The sequence below is a fragment of the Streptomyces buecherae genome, from assembly GCF_014295035.1.
GTDB lineage: Bacteria > Actinomycetota > Actinomycetes > Streptomycetales > Streptomycetaceae > Streptomyces > Streptomyces youssoufiensis.
The window spans coordinates 6,805,573-6,825,492 of sequence record NZ_CP060404.1 but is presented as its reverse complement, the minus strand read 5'-3'; the positions used below and the strand labels follow the sequence as shown (position 1 = coordinate 6,825,492).

Annotated in this window: 16 protein-coding genes; 1 reads left to right on the top strand and 15 read right to left on the bottom strand. The window is 71.7% G+C overall.

Annotation, left to right across the window (positions count from 1 at the left end):
* Positions 1–95: 95 nt before the first annotated feature.
* From H7H31_RS27135 to H7H31_RS27125, 3 genes are all read right to left on the bottom strand, one after another.
* On the bottom strand, positions 96–1,037 hold the full coding sequence (locus H7H31_RS27135) for an RluA family pseudouridine synthase (RefSeq protein ID WP_187065006.1): 942 nt from the start codon (positions 1,035–1,037) through the stop codon (positions 96–98).
* Positions 1,038–1,227: 190 nt separating this feature from the next.
* Positions 1,228–1,824, bottom strand: a complete 597-nt coding sequence (gene lspA / locus H7H31_RS27130) for a signal peptidase II (protein WP_187065005.1) — start codon at positions 1,822–1,824, stop codon at positions 1,228–1,230.
* 80 nt (positions 1,825–1,904) lie between these two features.
* Positions 1,905–2,924: a TraR/DksA family transcriptional regulator gene (locus H7H31_RS27125; protein WP_308284279.1), complete on the bottom strand. Its 1,020-nt coding sequence runs from the start codon at positions 2,922–2,924 to the stop codon at positions 1,905–1,907.
* Between the two features lie 784 nt (positions 2,925–3,708).
* On the opposite strand from H7H31_RS27125, the gene ileS reads away from it, so the two are divergent.
* Positions 3,709–6,864, top strand: a complete 3,156-nt coding sequence (gene ileS, locus H7H31_RS27120) for an isoleucine--tRNA ligase (RefSeq protein ID WP_187065003.1) — start codon at positions 3,709–3,711, stop codon at positions 6,862–6,864.
* Between the two features lie 312 nt (positions 6,865–7,176).
* On the opposite strand, the gene H7H31_RS27115 is transcribed toward ileS, so the two are convergent.
* The 12 genes from H7H31_RS27115 to H7H31_RS27060 form a co-directional block, all read right to left on the bottom strand.
* Entirely contained in the window at positions 7,177–8,298 is a 1,122-nt protein-coding gene (locus H7H31_RS27115) for a DivIVA domain-containing protein (RefSeq protein WP_176161140.1), read from the bottom strand.
* Between the two features lie 49 nt (positions 8,299–8,347).
* Entirely contained in the window at positions 8,348–8,632 is a 285-nt protein-coding gene (locus H7H31_RS27110; protein ID WP_176161141.1) for a YggT family protein, read from the bottom strand.
* Positions 8,633–8,697: 65 nt separating this feature from the next.
* On the bottom strand, positions 8,698–9,309 hold the full coding sequence (locus tag H7H31_RS27105; RefSeq protein ID WP_176161142.1) for a cell division protein SepF: 612 nt from the start codon (positions 9,307–9,309) through the stop codon (positions 8,698–8,700).
* 124 nt (positions 9,310–9,433) lie between these two features.
* The gene (locus H7H31_RS27100; RefSeq protein WP_187065002.1) at positions 9,434–10,153 is read right to left on the bottom strand and encodes a YggS family pyridoxal phosphate-dependent enzyme; all 720 of its coding nucleotides are present in this window, start codon (positions 10,151–10,153) and stop codon (positions 9,434–9,436) included.
* Positions 10,150–10,911, bottom strand: a complete 762-nt coding sequence (pgeF, locus tag H7H31_RS27095) for a peptidoglycan editing factor PgeF (RefSeq protein WP_187065001.1) — start codon at positions 10,909–10,911, stop codon at positions 10,150–10,152. The genes H7H31_RS27100 and pgeF overlap by 4 nt, the downstream gene beginning before the upstream one ends.
* Positions 10,912–10,947: 36 nt before the next feature.
* On the bottom strand, positions 10,948–12,216 hold the full coding sequence (gene ftsZ, locus H7H31_RS27090; protein WP_187065000.1) for a cell division protein FtsZ: 1,269 nt from the start codon (positions 12,214–12,216) through the stop codon (positions 10,948–10,950).
* Positions 12,217–12,514: 298 nt separating this feature from the next.
* Positions 12,515–13,315, bottom strand: a complete 801-nt coding sequence (locus H7H31_RS27085; protein WP_187064999.1) for a cell division protein FtsQ/DivIB — start codon at positions 13,313–13,315, stop codon at positions 12,515–12,517.
* A gap of 28 nt (positions 13,316–13,343) precedes the next feature.
* Complete coding sequence (murG, locus tag H7H31_RS27080) at positions 13,344–14,438, bottom strand: undecaprenyldiphospho-muramoylpentapeptide beta-N-acetylglucosaminyltransferase (protein ID WP_176161147.1); 1,095 nt, start codon at positions 14,436–14,438, stop codon at positions 13,344–13,346.
* 6 nt (positions 14,439–14,444) lie between these two features.
* Positions 14,445–15,932, bottom strand: coding sequence for a putative lipid II flippase FtsW (ftsW, locus tag H7H31_RS27075; RefSeq protein WP_187065028.1), 1,488 nt, complete (start codon positions 15,930–15,932; stop codon positions 14,445–14,447).
* A gap of 57 nt (positions 15,933–15,989) precedes the next feature.
* Positions 15,990–17,423 (bottom strand): UDP-N-acetylmuramoyl-L-alanine--D-glutamate ligase, encoded by a 1,434-nt coding sequence (gene murD / locus H7H31_RS27070; protein WP_232110105.1) that lies wholly within the window; start codon positions 17,421–17,423, stop codon positions 15,990–15,992.
* Positions 17,420–18,484 carry a phospho-N-acetylmuramoyl-pentapeptide-transferase gene (gene mraY, locus H7H31_RS27065; protein ID WP_176161149.1) on the bottom strand — a complete coding sequence of 355 codons (1,065 nt, stop codon included), beginning with the start codon at positions 18,482–18,484 and terminating at the stop codon, positions 17,420–17,422. Before mraY ends, murD begins: the two co-directional genes overlap by 4 nt.
* A complete protein-coding gene (locus tag H7H31_RS27060) occupies positions 18,481–19,917 on the bottom strand; it encodes a UDP-N-acetylmuramoyl-tripeptide--D-alanyl-D-alanine ligase (protein ID WP_187064998.1) in 1,437 nt (478 codons plus the stop codon). Before H7H31_RS27060 ends, mraY begins: the two co-directional genes overlap by 4 nt.
* Positions 19,918–19,920: the final 3 nt, after the last annotated feature.

Here is a 19,920-nt window from a genome sequence, read left to right as displayed (position 1 = left end):
CCGGGGCCGGGCTGGTCACGGCGCGGGCGCGCGGAGGGCCGGCTGGGCGCGGCGTACGACGGCGGGGTGGTGCGGCAGCCTCGGGGCGCGGTGGGTCAGGCGCTGTCGGCCCGCACCCGGTCCAGGGCCTGCTGGAGGTCGTCGGGGTAGCCGCTCTCGAACTCCACCCAGCGCCCGTCCGCCGGGTGCTCGAACCCCAGCCGCATGGCGTGCAGCCACTGCCGCGTCAGCCCGAGCCGCTTGGCCAGCGTCGGGTCGGCGCCGTAGGTGAGGTCGCCGGCGCACGGGTGGCGGTGGGCGGCCATGTGCACCCGGATCTGGTGCGTACGCCCCGTCTCCAGCTTGATGTCCAGCAGGCTCGCGGAGCGGAACGCCTCGATGAGGTCGTAGTGGGTGACGCTGGGCTTGCCCTCGGCGGTGACCGCCCACTTGTAGTCGGCACTCGGGTGCCGGCCGATCGGCGCGTCGATGGTGCCGCTCATCGGGTCGGGGTGGCCCTGCACCAGCGCGTGGTAGCGCTTGTCGACCGTGCGCTCCCGGAACTGCTGCTTGAGCAGCGTGTAGGCGCGCTCCGACTTGGCGACCACCATCAGGCCCGAGGTGCCCACGTCCAGCCGGTGCACGATGCCCTGGCGCTCGGCGGCGCCGGAGGTGGAGATGCGGTAGCCGGCGGCGGCGAGGCCGCCGATGACGGTGGTGCCGGTCCAGCCGGGGCTCGGGTGGGCGGCGACGCCGACCGGCTTGACCACGACGACGATGTCCTCGTCGTCGTGCACGATCTCCATGCCCTCGACGGGCTCGGCGACGACCCGCACGGGCGGCGCCGCCCGTGGCATCTCCACCTCCAGCCAGGCGCCGCCGGAGACCCGGTCGGACTTGCCGGCCTCCGAGCCGTCCACCCGCACCTTCCCCGCGGCGGCCAGCTCGGCCGCCTTGGTGCGGGAGAAGCCGAACATACGGGCCAGCGCGGCATCGACGCGTTCGCCCTCCAGGCCATCGGGTACGGGCAGCGTGCGGATCTCGGGAAGCGTGCTCACCCGACGAGTATGCCGGACGAGCGACACGCCCCCGTACGCCCTGTCCCGCACCGGGGCACGGCCCACCGCCTCCGGGCCCGGCGGCGCGGGGAACGCCGATGCCCGGCCGGGCGCCGTGGCCCGGCCGGGCATCGGTGGAGGTCGGTCGGGGATCGGTGGGGGACGAGGGAGGGTCGGCCCCCGCGCGGGGTCAGTCCCGGTGCACCGTGCCGTCCGGGTCCAGGCCCCGGAAGGACAGGATCACGATGAGGATGCCGCCGCAGACGATGGCGGAGTCGGCGAGGTTGAAGACCGCGAAGTGCGCGGGCGCGATGAAGTCGACCACCGCGCCCTTGAACCCGCCGGGCGTGCGCAGCAGCCGGTCCGTGAGGTTGCCGAGCGCCCCGCCGAGCAGCAGCCCGAGCGCGATCGCCCACGGCACGCTGTACAGCTTGCGCGCGATCCGGGCGATCACCCCGACCACGATGGCGGCGATGCAGGTGAAGACGATGGTCATGGCCTCGCCGAAGCCGAAGGCGGCGCCGCGGTTGCGTATCACCTCAAGCTGCAGCCAGGTGCCGAGGATCTCGATCGCGCCCTCGTGCTCCAGCTCGGAGACCACGACGATCTTGGTCACCAGGTCGAGCAGATAGGCGAACGCGGCGACCACCAGCAGCACGGGAATCCGCCGCTGGCCCCGCCCGCCGTCCGTGCCCGGCTCCGCCGCGGCATCGGCTTGCGCCGCCTTGTCGGCCTCTTCCGGCCGCTCCGGCTCTGGCGTTCCGATGGCCTGCTCCGCCTCTGTCACGTAAGTCCCTCTACGTCGCTCCCCGTGCGCCACGCCACGCCCGGTAGAGCACGAGGGTACGACACCGCGAGCGAGCGCCGTCAGCGGCGTTCCTGCCGCTGCTTGCACTCCACACACAGGGTGGCCCGCGGAAACGCCTGCATCCTGGCCTTGCCGATCGGCTTGCCGCAGTTCTCGCACAGCCCGTACGTGCCGGCCCCGAGCCGGGCGAGCGCGCGCTCGCTCTGCAGCAGCATCTCGCGGGCGTTGCTGTTCAACGCCATCTCGTGCTCGCGCGTGACGTTCTTGGTGCCGGTGTCGGCCTGGTCGTCGCCCGCCCCGTCGCCGGAGTCCCGCATCAGACCGCTGAGCGCCTCCTCCGACGCCTGGATCTCGGCGCGCAGCCGCTCGGCCTCCTCCTGCAACGCGGTGCGCGCCTGTCGCGCCTCCTCGGGCGACCAGGGGTCCTCGCCCGGCCGAACGGCCAGCTCGCCGGGTTCGGCGGCGGTGGCCGCGCGCGCTCCCGGCAGCGCGGCCACCTCCGTCACGGCCCGCTTGGCGGTCGACGCCCCACCCGGAGTCTCCTTAGCAGCCACGTTCTTGGCTCCCGTCTTCTTCGCGGGCACCGCCTTCTCGGCAGGTGCAGCCTTCTTGGCCGTGCTCTTCAGCGCCGGGGCGGCCACGGTGTTCGCGGCGGGCGCGGCGGTCGTGCCCTGTGGTGCGGTCGTGCCCCCGGGCCCCGACACGTCGGGACCGGGTGTTTCCTGGTCGTACGGTGCTGGCGGCGTGGCCGCCGCCTTCCGCGCGGGCTTGTCGGCCGGGGCCTTCGTGGCCGGCGCCGCCGCGGTGTCTGGCTCGGTGGTCGTCTTCGGTGCGACCTTCCTCACCGCGGACGTCTTCTTCGCCGGGGCCTTCGTGGCCGTCGTCTTCTTGGCCGCGCTCTTCTTCGCCGCGCTCTTCTTCGTCGTGGCCTTCTTCGCCGCCGCCTTCTTCGGCGCGGTCTCCGTTGCTGCGCTCGGGTCGTGCGCCGTCTGCTTGGTCGCGCCCTGCCTCGTCGCGCCCCGCTTCGCCGCCGGCTGCCCGGCGGATGGCGTGGCGGGTCGCCCGGTCCGCTTCCTCACCGGCTTCCCCGCCGCCGGCGCGGCTCCGCCAGCCGCCGTCTCCTCCCCTCCCGTAGGCGCCCCGTCCCCCGTGGGGGGAGGCGCGACGGAGGTGCTGTGCCGCGCGGACGGGGCCGCTGGGGCCGGGGCCGTGGAGTGCCGCACGGCGGTCTTCTTCGCCACCATGGCCGCAACCCCTTCACATATGGTGACCTTGCGCGCGAATCGTGCCGGAACGATAAAACGACTCCCACCACGCGGCAACAGGGCACGCCGACCTCCGGGGCCCGGGCACCTCCACCCGAGAAGACGCGGTAATCGGCCCGCTACCTGGCAGGCCGGTCTCATCCGTTGTGCCCCGCCGCACGCGCGGTAATCCGGCCCCCGGCCACGCCAACGCCACCGACGTCCACGGCGCCCGCCACCCGCCGGCGTGTACGCGGGGGTAACCCCAACCGGCCCGCGCCGGGCTCCCCCGGCGCGGAAACGCGGTCGGCCGGGCGGCAGACGGGTCGTACACTGTGCGCAGCGAGAGGCGTGGAAGGGGACGAGTAGCGCCGAAGGCGGCCACGAGCGACTCGGGGACGGTGTGAGCCCGAGGGTCAGCGCGGCGTGAAGATCACCCCGGAGTCGTCGGAAGAAAGTTTCCGCGAGACGGATGCGAGTAGAACCGACAGCGCGACCCCAATGAGGGGGCCGTGAGCACCGCTCACGGCCAAGGAGGGTGGTACCGCGGGAGCAGCCCTGCTCTCGTCCCTCCGACGGACCACGCAGCAGCCGTTCCGCCGGAGGAAGAGACACCCTCATGACGCCACAGTCGTCGCAGCCGCCGCAGTACCGCCCGGTGCCCGCCCAGGTCGACCTGCCTGCCCTGGAGCACGCCGTGCTCGACTTCTGGCGCGAGAACAAGATCTTCGCCCGGTCGCTCGAACAGTCCGATGGCAAGCCGGAGTGGGTCTTCTACGAGGGCCCGCCCACCGCCAACGGCATGCCGGGCGCCCACCACATCGAGGCCCGCGTCTTCAAGGACGTCTTCCCCCGCTTCCGCACCATGCGCGGCTACCACGTCGCCCGCAAGGCCGGCTGGGACTGCCACGGGCTGCCCGTCGAGCTGGCGGTCGAGAAGGAGCTGGGCTTCAACGGCAAGAAGGACATCGAGGCGTACGGCATCGCGGAGTTCAACGCGAAGTGCCGCGAGTCGGTGACCCGCCACACCGACGCCTTCGCCGAGCTGACCACGCGCATGGGGTACTGGACCGACCTCGACAACGCGTACCGCACCATGGACCCGAGCTACGTGGACTCCGTGTGGTGGTCGCTCAAGGAGATCTTCGGCAAGGGACTCCTCGTCCAGGACCACCGCGTCGCCCCGTGGTGCCCGCGCTGCGGCACCGGCCTCTCGGACCACGAGCTGGCCCAGGGGTACGAGACCGTGGTCGACCCGTCGGTCTACGTGCGGCTGCCGCTCACCTCGGGGCCGCTCGCCGGCGAGGCCGCGCTGCTGATCTGGACGACCACGCCGTGGACGCTGGTGTCCAACACCGCCGTCGCCGCGCACCCGGACGTGCGCTACGTCGTCGCGACCGACGGCCGACAGAAGCTGGTGGTCGCCGAGCCGCTGCTGGCCAAGGCGCTGGGCGAGGGCTGGGAGGCGACCGGCGACTCCTTCACCGGGCGCGAGATGGAGCGCTGGACTTACCAGCGCCCGTTCGAGCTGGTCGAGTTGGAGGACGCCAACTTCGTCGTCTGCGCCGAGTACGTCACCACCGAGGACGGCACCGGCCTGGTCCACCAGGCCCCCGCCTTCGGTGAGGACGACCTCAAGACCTGCCGGGGCTACGGCCTGCCGGTGATCAACCCGGTCCGCCCGGACGGCACCTTCGAGGAAGAGATCGAGCTGGTCGGCGGCCAGTTCTTCAAGAAGGCCGACGAGGCCCTGGTCGCCGACCTCCAGGCGCGCGACCTGCTGTTCCGGCACGTGGCGTACGAGCACAGCTACCCGCACTGCTGGCGCTGCCACACGGCGCTGCTCTACTACGCGCAGCCGTCCTGGTACATCAGGACCACGGCGGTCAAGGACCGGCTCCTGGAGGAGAACGAGCGGACCAACTGGTTCCCCGACTCGGTCAAGACCGGTCGCTTCGGCGACTGGCTCAACAACAACATCGACTGGGCGCTGTCCCGCAACCGCTACTGGGGCACCCCGCTGCCCATCTGGCGCTGCGAGGAGGGCCACCTCACCTGCGTCGGCTCCCGCGCCGAGCTGACCGAGCTGACCGGGACCGACCAGTCGGGCCTCGACCCGCACCGCCCGTACATCGACGCGGTCACCTTCGGCTGCCCGCACGAGGGGTGCGCGCTGACGGCGGAGCGCGTGCCGGAGGTCATCGACGCCTGGTACGACTCGGGCTCGATGCCCTTCGCGCAGTGGGGCTACCCGTACCAGAACAAGGAGCTGTTCGAGAAGCGCTACCCGGCGCAGTTCATCTCCGAGGCGATCGACCAGACCCGCGGCTGGTTCTACACGCTGATGGCCGTCGGCACCCTGGTCTTCGACAGGTCCTCGTACGAGAACGTGGTCTGCCTCGGCCACATCCTCGCCGAGGACGGCCGCAAGATGTCCAAGCACCTGGGCAACATCCTGCAGCCCATCCCGCTGATGGACCAGCACGGCGCGGACGCCGTCCGCTGGTTCATGGCCGCCGGCGGCTCCCCGTGGGCCGCGCGCCGGGTCGGGCACGGCACGATCCAGGAGGTCGTGCGCAAGACCCTGCTCACGTACTGGAACACCGTCGCCTTCCAGGCCCTGTACGCCCGCACGTCCGGCTGGGCCCCCAGCGCCGCCGACCCGGCGCCGGCCGACCGGCCGCTGCTCGACCGCTGGGTGCTGAGCGAACTGCACGCGCTGACCGACCAGGTCACCGCCGCCCTGGAGGCGTACGACACGCAGCGCGCGGGCAAGCTGCTGTCCGCGTTCGTGGACGGCCTGTCCAACTGGTACGTGCGCCGCTCCCGGCGCCGCTTCTGGCAGGGCGACGCCGCGGCGCTGCGCACCCTGCACGAGGCGGTGGAGACCGTGACCCGGCTCATGGCCCCGCTCGTCCCGTTCATCACCGAGCGCGTCTGGCAGGACCTGGTGGTCCCGGTCGACCCGGACGCCCCGGACTCGGTGCACCTGGCGACGTGGCCCGAGGCGGACCCGGCACTGATCGACCCGCTGCTCTCGGAGCGGATGCTGCTGGTGCGCCGGCTGGTCGAGCTGGGCCGCGCCTCGCGCGCCGAGTCCGGCGTCAAGACCCGGCAGCCGCTGTCGCGGGCGCTGATCGGCGTCGCGGGCTTCGAGTCGCTGCCCGAGGAGCTGCGGGCGCAGATCGCCGAGGAACTCAACGTCACGTCGCTGGCCTCGCTGTCCGGGATGGGCGGCTCGCTGGTGGACACCACGGCGAAGGCCAACTTCCGCGCCCTGGGCAAGCGGTTCGGCAAGGGCGTGCAGGCGGTGGCCAAGGCCGTCGCCGAGGCGGACGCCGCCGCGCTCTCGCTGGCGCTGCGCGAGGGCACCGCCGCGGTGACCGTGGACGGCGAGCGCGTGGAGCTGGCGCCCGACGAGGTCATCATCACCGAAACCCCGCGCGAGGGCTGGTCGGTGGCCTCCGACGCGGGCGCGACCGTCGCCCTCGACCTGGAGATCACCCCGGAGCTGCGCCGCGCGGGCCTGGCCCGGGACGCCATCCGGCTGATCCAGGAGGCGCGGAAGAACTCCGGGCTCGACGTCGCGGACCGGATCGCGGTGCGCTGGTCGGCCTCGAACCAGGAGACCGCCGCGGCCGTCGCCGAACACACGGCGCTCATCGCCGACGAGGTGCTGGGCACCGACTTCGCCGAGGGCGAGGCCGACGACAGCTACGGCGAGCCGTTCACGGACGAGCCGCTGGGCCTGACCTTCCGGCTGCGCAAGGTGTAACCCCGGTCCCGCCCCAGACGGCGCCCCCGGTCCGCGCACCCCGCGAACCGGGGGCGCCGTCGCGTTCGAGCACCGCCGAGCCGTACGACACCCGCGCCACCCCGCCGCTCCCGCGACCACTCCCCCGCACCGCGGCGCGCCTCACCCGCGCAGGGGACCCCCCGCACCGTGCGTCGGGTTCAGCAGCACGGGGGAAGCGCGCCCGCTCCGGCGTGCGCCGGCAGCACAACGGGCCGGGCCCCTGGGAAGTCCCAGGGGCCCGGCCCGTACGTGCGCCGACAACTGGCGCCTAGTGGCGCCCGGTCGGGGTGATCAGTTGTCGTCCTCGTCGATCAGGAAGCCCCGCATCGGCGAAGGGGCCTGCTGCATCGGCTGCGGACCCTGCGGTCGCACCGGCGCCATCGGCTGCGTCATCGCCGGGGACATCTGCTGCTGCCCACCGTACGAGGGGCCGCCGCCGTTGCCGCCCATGCCCTGGTTGCCACCCATGCTCTGGTTGCCGCCCATGGTGTGGCCACCGCCACCGCCCATGGAGCTGGCACCGGCCGCGGCCATCGAGCCGCTCATCGAGGGGGACGGCGGCAGCGAGGCGGTCGCCGGGGTGCGCGGCGGGGCCAGCGAGTCGTCGGCCTGGTTCTCCAACTGGCGGAGCTGGCTCTCCAGGTACGACTTCAGACGGGTGCGGTACTCGCGCTCGAAGCCACGCAGGTCCTCGACCTTGCGCTCCAGCGTCGCGCGGGCCGACTCCAACGAGCCCATCGCCACGCGGTGCTTCTCCTGCGCGTCCCGCTCCAGCGCGTCGGCCTTGGCACGCGCGTCGCGCTCCAGGCCCTCGGCACGGCTGCGCGCCTCGCCGACGATCTTGTTGGCCTCGGAACGGGCCTCCGCGATCGCCTGGTCGGCGGTCTGCTGCGCCAGCGAGAGCACTCGGGCCGCGCTGTCGCCACCGGGGCCCTGGCCGGGCTGCGGGAGCTGCGGGCCGCCGGGGCCCATGGGGCCACCCATCGGACCGTGCTGGCCCATCGGGCCCGGGCCACCCTGGCCCATGGGGCCGGGGCCGTGCGGACCCTGCGGGCCGTGGCCGCCGGGGCCGGCCGGAAGCTGCGGTGCGCCACCGGGCAACTGGGGCGGTCCGCCCATCTGTTGCTGTTGCTGCTGAGGCGGCACCGGCTGCGGACCTGATATGGCGGCGGGCACGGGGGCACCGGGTCGGTCCTGCTGCTCCTGCTTGCGCATGCCTTGCTGCTGGTTCTGCGCGGCGGCACGCGTCGCGGCGGCGAGCTTGGCCCGGAGGTCCTCGTTCTCGCGCAGCAGTCGGGTCAGTTCCGCTTCGACTTCGTCGAGGAAGGCATCGACCTCGTCCTCGTCATAGCCTTCTCGGAGGCGGACGGTCGTGAACTGCTTGTTCCGCACGTCCTCGGGGCTCAACGGCATCTCTTCTTCACCTCAACGTTGTCGTCGGCAATCGGCAAGACCGTATCGTTCACAACTGGCTCACGACGGAGATCAGGATGTAAACGATGATCATCAGTACGAAGAAGGACAGATCGAGCGCCACGCCCCCGAGACGCAGCGGCGGGATAAACCGCCGCAGAAGCTTGAGTGGCGGATCGGTGACAGTGTAAGTGGCCTCAAGGACCACCACCATCGCCTTGCCGGGTTGCCATGAGCGGGCGAACTGGAACACGTAGTCCATCACCAGCCGGAAGATCAACACGACCAGGAAAACCAACAGCGCGACGTGGATCACGTCCAGTGCGATGCCCATCCCCGCGCGTCCCTCTCCCCTTGCTCGTACGTGGCCTTGCGGCCGTGATTGCCAGGTATTGCGTCTCAGCTCTGGTTGAAGAACCCGCCCTCTGCAATACGGGCCTTGTCCTCCGCCGTGACATCGACGTTAGCAGGCGACAACAGGAACACCTTCTGCGTCACCCGCTCAATACTTCCGTGCAGACCGAAGACTAGACCGGCCGCGAAGTCGACGAGTCGCTTCGCGTCAGTGTCATCCATCTCAGTCAAATTCATGATCACGGGTGTGCCCTCGCGGAAGTGTTCCCCGATGGTACGGGCCTCGTTGTAGGTGCGAGGGTGCAACGTGGTGATGCGGTAGGGCTCCCGCTCGGACACGACCTTGGGCATGATCACCGGTGCGTTCTTCTCCAGGCTTTGACGTTCGGGTGTGATAGACGCCACGGGGGCGATGCGGGCGGGACGCCCGGTTTCCGCTACGAGCGGAGCGGGTTCACGCTGCGCTGGCGGGTGGGCGACTCGCACCGGTTCGTCCATTTCCGGTCGCGATTCGGTCTCCGGCTGGTGCTGCCGCCGCGCACGCTCCGGTTCGGGTTCGGGCTCGAAGTCGTCGTCGGGGTCGAACCCCCGGCCGTCGTACCCATCGTCCTCCACGAGGCCGAGGTAGACCGCCATCTTGCGCATAGCGCCGGCCATTCTCTGCGTCCTCCGCTCTGTGGTGGATCGCTTCCGCCACCAGATGCCTTGAATCCACGCGGCCTGCCCACCTTTTGGCGGGAATGACCATATTTTCTACTGTGGTCCGACTTGCTTGGCGACGTTACCCGAGGCGGGGTCGGACTCCGAGCACCGCAGTGCCGACGCGTAGATGTGTCGCACCAGCGGCCACGGCGTCCTCGAGGTCTGAACTCATCCCCGCCGAGACCATGGTCGCAGCCGGATGAGCCACGCGCAGGCTCGATGAGATTTCCCTCAACCGCTCGAAAGCCGCCCGCGGCCTGCCCGCGTACGGTCCGGCGAGCGGAGCGACCGTCATCAGCCCACGCAGCCGCAGCCCTTCGGACTCGGCCACCGCGTCGGCGAGGTCGGCCACGCCGTCGGGCGCGATGCCGCCCCGGCCCCCGGCGTCCCCCGACTCCGCGTCAAGGGCCACCTGGAGCAGGCAGTCGAGCTCGCGGCCGGCGCGTACGGCGGCCGTTGACAGCGCGTTGACCAACCGCTTCCGGTCAACGGACTGTACGAGGTCAGCGTAACTGGCCACGGAACGAACCTTGTTCGACTGCAATTGCCCCACAAAGTGCCATCGCAGCGGCAGATCCGTGCACGCGGCGGCCTTGGGCGCGGCGTCCTGGTCCCGGTTCTCGGCGACCTCGCGCACCCCGAGTTCCGACAGCAGCCGTACGTCGCTGGCCGGGTAGGTCTTGGTCACCACGATCAGGGTGACCTCGGAGCGCTTGCGCCCGGAGGCGGCGCACGCGGCGGCGATGCGCTCCTCGACCCGGGCCAGGTTGTCCGCCAACTCACTTCTACGATCGGTCACCGCTCCGCCTCCCCGTCCTGGTCAGCCGCCTCCGAAAGCCACACGTAGCTCGCCAGCCGCCCGGTGTCGCGCTCGCGCCGGTAGGAGAAGTGGTCCGTCGACTCCAGGGTGCAGACCTCGGACGAGACCGTCACCTCGACGCCGAGCGCCGCGAGTTGGGCCCGTACGCCGCCGGCCACGTCGACCGCCGGCGTGCCCCAACTCGTGGTGGCCCAGGCCGCGGGCACCACGTCCGCCACCGCGGCACGCATCGCCGCCGGCACCTCGTAGCAACGGCCGCAGACCGAGGGGCCGGTGCGGGCGATGATCCGGGCGGGCTCCGCGCCGAGCGCGACCATGGCCTCGACGGTCGCCGGGACGACCCCGGCGACGAGCCCCGGCCGCCCGGCGTGCGCGGCGCCGGCGACGCCGGCCACCGGGTCCGCGAGGAGCACCGGGGTGCAGTCGGCGGTGAGCACCGCGAGAGCCAGGCCCCGACGGGCGGTCACCACCGCGTCGGCCTCCGGAATCTCGCGGTCGCCCCACGGACCGTCGACGACGGCCACCTCGCGGCCGTGCACCTGACGCATCCACACGACGCGTTCCGCGTCGATGCCGAGCGCCCGCGCCGCGCTGACGCGGTTGGCCCGTACCGCGGCCGGGTCGTCGCCGACCGCGCCGCCGAGATTGAGCCGGTCATACGGAGCGGCGCTCACCCCGCCCCACCGGTCGGTGAAGGCGAAGTGCGCGCCGCTCGTCTTCTCGTGCTGGCCTATCACGGTGTGTGGATCACTTCAGTCGTCTCACGCGGCCGGCTACTTCAGGAAGTCCGGCACGTCGAGCTCCTCGGCCGCGCTGTCCTGGTAGGGGCGGGCCGGGGGAACCTGCGGCGAGCTGATGGGCGGGGCCGGGGTCTGGCTCGGGTACCCGCTCGGCGCCTCGGAGACCGGGGCCGGCTCGGGCTCGACCGGCTCGGCCGCCGGCACGCTCTCCCGCGAGGAGACGCTGGTCAGGCCGCCGTACGAGGGGCGCGGCTCGGCCGAGGTGGCCGGCCGGGCGGACTGCCCGGCGGTGGCGCCGTCGTCGCGGCCGCCGTACGAGCCCAGCGCCTTCTCGCGGCTGCCCTTGGCCGGCGGCTGGCCGCCGTCGAAGCCGGCGGCGATCACGGTGACGCGGACCTCGTCGCCGAGCGCGTCGTCGATGACGGCGCCGAAGATGATGTTCGCCTCCGGGTGTGCCGCCTCGCTGACGAGCTGTGCGGCCTCGTTGATCTCGAAGAGACCGAGGTCCGAGCCGCCCGAGATGGACAGCAGCACGCCTCTGGCACCGTCGATGGACGCCTCGAGCAGGGGCGAGGAGATCGCCATCTCGGCGGCGGCGACGGCGCGGTCGTCGCCGCGCGCGGAGCCGATGCCCATGAGGGCCGAGCCCGCCTCCGACATCACGGACTTGACGTCCGCGAAGTCCAGGTTGATCAGGCCGGGGGTGGTGATCAGGTCGGTGATGCCCTGCACGCCGGACAGCAGTACCTGGTCGGCGGACTTGAACGCGTCAAGAACGCTGACCTGACGGTCCGAAATGGACAGCAGTCGGTCGTTGGGGATGACGATCAGGGTGTCGACCTCGTCCCGCAGGCCGGCGATCCCGTCCTCCGCCTGGTTCGCGCGGCGGCGACCCTCGAAGGTGAACGGGCGGGTGACCACGCCGATCGTCAGGGCGCCCAGGGAGCGCGCGATGTTGGCGACGACGGGAGCGCCGCCGGTGCCGGTGCCGCCGCCCTCACCCGCGGTGACGAAGACCATGTCGGCCCCCTTGAGGACCTCCTCGATCTCCTCGCGGTGGTCTTCGGCCGCCTTGCGGCCGACATCGGGGTTGGCGCCCGCGCCAAGGCCACGGGTGAGTTCCCGACCGACGTCGAGCTTGACGTCGGCGTCGCTCATCAGCAGGGCCTGTGCATCGGTGTTGATCGCGATGAACTCGACGCCCTTGAGCCCGACCTCGATCATCCGGTTGATGGCGTTCACGCCACCGCCGCCGATGCCGACGACCTTGATGACTGCGAGGTAGTTCTGCGGTGCTGCCACGTCGAAGGCCTCTCGCCTCGATTTACGTGTCGCCGCCCCGCTGTTGTCGCGGTGCGTCGACGGATGCCGATAGGGCGGTCCTCATTGCCGACCCAAACCCTAACCCTGAAGTTTAGGGTTATCCGTGTGCCTGTTCCTTGAAGTCTTCGGGACAGGACACTAAGTCGACAAGTGGCGCGCGTTCAACGAACACGCCGAACCTCCCGTTTTTCTTTTCACCCTATGTGATCACCCAGGGGGCTAGCCAGCCAGGGGGCTGGCCCGCCGCGACGGGCGTCAACTCGGCGATAAATCCCGGTCAACTCCCGGCCGCCGCAGGGGCACCCGGCACGCTGACGTCGAAGTGCTCCGCTTCGCGCTCCGCTTTCATCAGCGCGAGCAGCGCGGTGGCCTTCGCCTCACCCCGTTCGGGGCTGCCCCAGCGCACCGAACGGCCGCCGGACAGCTCAAGGCTGATGGCGTCGTAGGAGCGTACGCGGAGGACCCGGGTCTGGGCGCGGACCTCGGGCGGCAGGCTGGTGGCCACCTCGACCGCGGCGCGGCGCAGCCGTTCTTCACCGAACCTCCGCAGACTGGGCGAGCGTTCCGCTTCCATTTCCAGTCGGGGAATGCCCTTCGGCGGCTTGGCCACCGTGGCGAATCGCACTCCCTCGGCGTCCATTTCGATGAACTTTCCGGCCTTTTCCAGTACGAGTTCCGGCTGACGCTCGGTCACATTGAGGCTGATTGTGTTCGGCCAGGAGCGCTCAACGTGTACGGCGTCGATCCGGGGCAACCTGGCCCGCAGGCGCTGCTCCATCGCGTCGGTGTCCACCGAGACGAGCGGCGAGTCCATCGGCACCGCCGCCGCCTCGCGCACCTCACCGGGGCGCAACACCTCGGTGCCGCGCACCCGCACCTTCTCCACCCGCAGCCAGGAGGAGCCGTACAGCAGCCAGGTCCCGCCGCCACCGACGAGCACGGCGGCGACGAGGATCAGCACCAGCGTGCGGCGGCTGGGGAGCCGGAACCCGCCGCGCGCGGGCGGCGGCGGCGGGCCGGACGACGAACGGTTCTCACGGTGCGCGCTGCCGCGCTGGGCGGTCGTCGGTCCGGCCACGCTCCCAAGCCTCCTGCTGTTATGGCCGCTACCCGGCCCGGCGGGCGGCGATCGCCTCGTACACCATCCCGACGAGGAGTTCGTCGGCGTCCCGGCGGCCGAACTCCGAGGCCGCGCGCGACATCTCGAACAGCCGGTGCGGATCGCCGAGTACGGGCAGCACGTTGTTCTGCACCCACTCCGGCGTCAGCTCGGCGTCGTCGACGAGCAGCCCGCCGCCCGCCTTGACGAGCGGTTGGGCGTTCAGCCGCTGTTCGCCGTTGCCGATCGGCAGCGGAACGAAGGCGGCCGGCAGCCCGACGGCGGAGAGTTCGGCCACGGTCATGGCGCCCGCGCGGCAGAGCATCATGTCGGCCGCGGCGTACGCCAGGTCCATCCGGTCCACGTACGGTACCGGGATATAGGGCGGCATTCCGGGCATGTTGTCGACGCGCGGCATTTCGTTCTTCGGGCCGACCGCGTGCAGGATCTGGATTCCGGCGCGCTGGAGGAACGGCGCGACGGACTGCACGACCTCGTTCAGCCGCCTGGCGCCCTGCGAGCCGCCGGAGACCAGCAGGGTCGGCAGGCCCGGGTCGAGGCCGAACGCGGCGCGGGCCTCGGGCCTGACCCGGGCCCGGTCCAGCGTCGCGATGGTGCGGCGCAGCGGGATGCCCACGTAGTGCGCGTTGCGCAGCTTGCTGTCCGGGGTGCTGACCGCGACGAACTTCGCGTACCGGGAACCGATCTTGTTGGCCAGGCCGGGACGGGCGTTGGCCTCGTGGACGATGATCGGCACGCCGAGGCGCTTGGCGGCGAGGTAGCCGGGCAGCGCGACGTAGCCACCGAAGCCGACGACGCAGTCGGCCTTGGTGCGCTCCAGGATCTGCTCGGCGGCCTTGATGGTGCCGCGCAGCCGTCCGGGCACGGTGATCAGCTCGGGCGTGGGCTTACGGGGCAGCGGCACGGCGGGGATGAGCCCGAGCTCATAACCCCGCTCGGGCACGAGTCGGGTCTCCAGGCCCTTCTCCGTGCCCAGCGCTGTGATCCCCACGGTCGGGTCCTGCCTACGCAGGGCGTCCGCGAGGGCGAGCGCTGGCTCGATGTGGCCGGCGGTCCCCCCACCGGCGAGTACGACATGCACCGAATTTCACCGCTCTCCGGACGGACGTTTCTTGACGCGCCGTCTCATCGTCTTCCATCTCACCCCAGGCTGCCGCATGGCCAACGCAGCTCGGGCACCGGGTTCCGCACGCGCGAAGGCGATCAGCAGACCGATGGCGAACATGGTCGGGAGCAGGGCTGAACCTCCGTAGGAGAACAGCGGCAGGGGGACACCGGCGATCGGCAGCAGGCCGAGCACCGCACCGATGTTGACCACGGCCTGCGCCGTGATCCAGGTGGTCACACCTCCCGCGGCATACCTCACGAAGGGGTCCTCCGTGCGTCCGGCCACGCGGATACCCGCATAGCCTAGAGCCGCGAAGAGGGCGAGCACTGACAGTGTCCCCGCCAGGCCGAGTTCCTCGCCGGTGATGGCGAAGATGAAGTCCGTGTGCGGCTCGGGGAGTTCACCCCATTTTTCCATACTGGCGCCGAGCCCGGAACCGAACCAGCCGCCGTTGGCCAGGGCGTAGATACCGTGCACGGCCTGCCAGCACTGGTCGTTGGCGCCGGGGTCGGTGGCGCCGATGCAGGCCAGGCGCGACATGCGGTTGGCGCTGGTCTTGATGAGGACGAGCCCGACGACGGCCGCTGCCCCCAGCACGCCGACAAAGAGTCGGGTCGGTGCGCCCGCCAGCCACAGCAGCCCGAACAGGACCGCGGTGAGGATGATCGCGGTGCCCATGTCGCCGCCCAGCATGATCAGCCCGAGCAGTACGAAGGCGGCCGGGACCAGCGGCACCAGCAGGTGCTTCCACTGGCCGAGGAGGTTCTTGTCGTGCTTGCGGGCGAGCAGGTCGGCGCCCCAGAGCACGAGGGCGAGCTTGCCGAACTCGCTGGGTTGGAGCTGGAAGGGGCCGCCGACGGAGATCCAGTTCTGGTTGCCGTTGACCGCGACTCCTATCCCGGGCACCTGGACCAGGCACATCAGGAAGACGGAGACGGCGAGCAGCGGATAGGCCAGCGCCCGGTGCGCCCTGATGGGCAGGCGTACGGCGGCCAGCATCAACAGCCCGCCGATGACGGCCGCGAGCAACTGCTTGCGGAAGAAGAAGGAGGGGGCGAGCCCGGACTGGAGGGCCTTGATCTGCGAGGCGGAGTAGACCATCACCAGGCCGAGCACGGTGATCAGCACACTGCCGCCGAGGATCAGGTAGTAGGCGGTCAGCGGCCGGTCCCAGGCGCGGCGGGCCCGTTCACGCAGCCGCGCCAGCGCCGCCAGCGGGCTGCGCCGCGCGGGGCGCGGCCGGGGCGCGCGGCCGGGCGGTCCGCCGCCGGGCCCGGGCCGGGCGGCGGCGCGCGGGGGGCGCGCGGTGGCCTTCCCGCGGAGCGCGAGGCCCATGCCGAGGCCGTCACCCGGCAGTGGGCCCGCGCCGCCGGCCAGCGCCGGGCGCGCGGCGGCCAGGCCGGGGCGGAGCCATCGGGCCCGCCAGGTGCCGCGGGTGGCGGGGCGCGCGGAGTCGTCGGCCATCATCTCGGTGTCCCCTCCACTGGTGTGCGGCGCCGTGGTCCACGGCACGGGGACCAACGGCTACTCGTGCGCGGCTCGTCCGGGGGCGAGCGCACGCACGGCGGCGGCGAACGCTTCGCCGCGCTTGTTGTAGTTGGTGAACATATCCATCGAGGCGCACGCGGGGGCCAGAAGCACGGTGTCGCCCGGTTCCGCGAGTCCGACGGCCGCCTGGACCGCCGCGGACATCGCCCCAGTGTCCGTCCGGTCGAGGTCCACGACCGGGACCTGCGGCGCGTGTCGCGCGAGGGCGTCCCTGATCAGCGCGCGGTCGGCGCCGATCAGGACGGCGCCGCGCAGCCGGCTGGCCGACGCGCTGACCAGTTCGTCGAAGGTGGCGCCCTTGGCGAGGCCGCCCGCGATCCACACGACCGGCTCGTACGCGGCCAACGACGCCTGCGCCGCGTGCGTGTTGGTGGCCTTCGAGTCGTCCACGAAGTCGACCCGGTCCACGGTGGCCACGTGCTCGATGCGGTGCGCCTCAGGCCGGAAGGCGCGCAGCCCGTCGCGGACGGCGGCCGGGGGCACGCCGTAGGCGCGGGCGAGCGCGGCGGCGGCGAGCGCGTTGGCGATGTTGTGCGGCGCCGGCGAGGCCAGGTCGCTGACCTCGGCCAGCTCCTGGGCCTGGCGCTGCCGGTCCGCCACGAAGGCGCGGTCGACGAGGATGTCGTCCACGAGGCCGAGTTGGGAGGGGCCCGGCGTGCCGAGGGTGAAGCCGATGGCGCGGCAGCCCTCGGCGACGTCGGCGGCCCGGACCAGTTCCTCGGTGGCGGGGTCGGCCACGTTGTAGACGCAGGCGACCTGGTTGCCCTCGTAGACGCGGCCCTTGTCGGCGGCGTACGCCTCCATGGAGCCGTGCCAGTCGAGGTGGTCGGGGGCCAGGTTGAGCACGGTGGCCGAGTGCGCGCGCAGCGAGGGTGCCCAGTGCAACTGGTAGCTGGACAGTTCGACGGCGAGCACGTCGTACTCCGTCTCGCCGAGGATGACGTCGAAGAGCGAGACGCCGATGTTGCCGACGGCCGCGGTGCGCAGTCCGGCGGCCTCCAGGATGGCGGCGAGCATCCGTACGGTGGTGGTCTTGCCGTTGGTGCCGGTGACGGCCAGCCAGGGGGCGGCGGGGCGGTCCTGCTCGGCGCGGAGTCGCCAGGCGACCTCCACGTCGCCGACGACCGGGACGCCGGCCTGGGCCGCGGCCTCGAACAGCGGGCTGGTCGGCTTCCACCCGGGGGTGGTGACGACCAGTTCGGTGCCCTCCGGCAGGGTCGCGCCGTCGCCGAGGCGGACGGTGATGCCGAGCGCTTCGAGTTCGGCCGCCTCGGCGCGCTGGCGCTCGCCGTCGCTGCCGTTGACGACGGTCACCAGGGCGCCGAGGCCCCGCAGCGCGCGCGCCGCGGGGACCCCGGAGACGCCGAGGCCGGCGACGGTGACGCGGCGTCCGGCGTACTGGCTCGTCACTTGGCCGCCGCCCAGCCCGCGTAGAAGATGCCGAGGCCGACGATCACGCACATGCCCTGGATGATCCAGAACCTGACCACGACCAGCACTTCGCTCCAGCCCTTCAGTTCGAAGTGGTGTTGGAGTGGTGCCATGCGGAACACGCGCTTGCCGGTCATCCGGAAGGAGCCGACCTGGATGACCACGGACATCGTGATCAGCACGAACAGGCCGCCGAGCAGCGCGAGCAGGAGTTCGGTGCGCGAGCAGATCGCCAGGCCGGCGAGGGCGCCGCCGAGGGCGAGCGAACCGGTGTCACCCATGAAGATCTTGGCCGGCGAGGTGTTCCACCACAGGAAGCCGAAGCAGGCGCCCATCAGCGCGGAGGCGACGATGGCCAGGTCCAGCGGGTCGCGGACCTCGTAACACGCCTGGCCGGCGGTGGGCATGTTGGCGCAGGACTCCTGGTACTGCCAGACGCCGATGAAGGTGTAGGCGCCGAAGACCATCACCGAGGCGCCGGTGGCCAGGCCGTCGAGGCCGTCGGTGAGGTTCACGCCGTTGGACATCGCCAGGATCATGAACAGCGCCCAGATCACGAAGATCACGGGGCCGATCTGCCAGCCGAAGTCCTGGGTGAAGGAGAGCTTGTCGGAGGCCGGGGTCTGGCCGCGGGCGTCCGCGAAGTTGAGCGAGAGGATCGCGAACGCGACGCCGACGATGAGCTGGCCGGCCATCTTCGCCTTGGCCCGCAGGCCCAGGCTCCGCTGCTTGACGATCTTGATGTAGTCGTCGAGGAAGCCGACCAGACCCATGCCGGCGAAGAGGAAGAGCACGAGCACGCCGGAGAACGTCGGCTCGCTTGAGGTGATCACCTTCGTCAGCGCGTACGCGATGATGGTGGCCAGGATGAAGGCGATACCACCCATGGTGGGCGTACCGCGCTTGCCGTGGTGGCCGCGGGGGCCGTCGTCACGGATGTACTGCCCGTATCCCTTACGGGCGAGGAGCTTGATCAGCAGCGGCGTGCCGACCAAGGTCAGGAAGAGTCCGATCACTCCGGAGAAGAGGATCTGCTTCATCGCCCGGCACCCTCGCCCTCGGCCGTGCTCGGTTCCCCCAACAGCTCCGCCGCGACCTGCTCCAGGCCGACCGACCTAGACGCCTTCACCAGCGCGATGTCTCCCGGGCGCAACTCTCTGCGCAACAGTTCGACCGCCGCCCGCGCGTCGGACACGTGCACCGACTCCTCACCCCACGAACCCTCGTTCTTGGCGCCCATGTCGATCCAGGCGGCCTCCTGGCCGCCGACCGCCACGAGCTTGCTGACGTTGAGCCGGACGGCCAGCCGTCCGACCGCGTCGTGCTCGGCGAGTGACTCCTCGCCGAGTTCGGCCATCTGACCGAGCACCGCCCACGTGCGTCCCCCCTGCGCCCGGTGGGCCGTGCCCATCGCCACGAGCGCGCGCAGCGCGGCTCGCATGGACTCGGGGTTCGCGTTGTAGGCGTCGTTGACGATCGTCACGCCGTCCGCGCGCTCGGTGACCTCCATCCGCCAGCGGGAGAGCTGTCCCGCCTCGGAGAGCGCCTCGGCGATCTCAGGGGCGGACATGCCCAACGCATGGGCGACGGCGGCAGCGGCGAGCGCGTTCGACACGTGGTGCTCACCGTACAGGCGCATGGTCACGTCGCCGCACCCGGTGGGTGTGTGAAGCGTGAAGCTGGGCTGACCGAGGTCGGTAAGCCGGACATTCTCGGCGCGTACGTGGGCGTCGGCGCCCTCGCCGAACAGCAGGACCTCGGCCTTGGTACGCGCGCTCATGGCGCGCACCAGCGGGTCGTCGGCGTTGAGCACGGCGACACCGCCCGCCTCGGCCGACGGGAGTCCCTCCACGAGTTCGCCCTTGGCCTGGGCGATCTGCTCCCGGCCGCCGAACTCCCCGATGTGCGCGGTGCCGACGTTGAGCACCAGGCCGATGTGCGGGGGCGTCAGTTCGGCCAGGTAGCGGATGTGGCCGATGCCGCGCGCGCCCATCTCCAGGACGAGGTGGCGGGTCGCGTCGTCGGCGCGCAGCGCGGTCAGCGGCATGCCGATCTCGTTGTTGAACGAGCCCGGCGTCCACACGGTCGGCCCGAGCCGCTCCAGGAGTTGGGCGATCAGGTCCTTGGTGCTGGTCTTGCCGGCCGAGCCGGTGAGGCCGACGACGCGGGCGCCGAGTCGCTCGACGACGGCGCGGGCGAGCGCCCCGAGCGCGGCCACCACGTCGTCCACGACGATGGCGGGCACCCCGACGGGGCGCGTGGCGACGACCGCCACCGCGCCGGCGGCGACGGCGCGTTCGGCGTAGTCGTGCCCGTCGACCCGCTCGCCGGCGAACGCGGCGAACAGGCCGCCGGGGCGCACCTCACGGGAGTCGATCACGACGGGCCCGGCGACCCGCTGGTCGAGGTCCGGTATGTCGTACGGCTGCCCGCCGACGATGGCGGTGACCTCAGCGAGGGACAGCGAGATCACAGG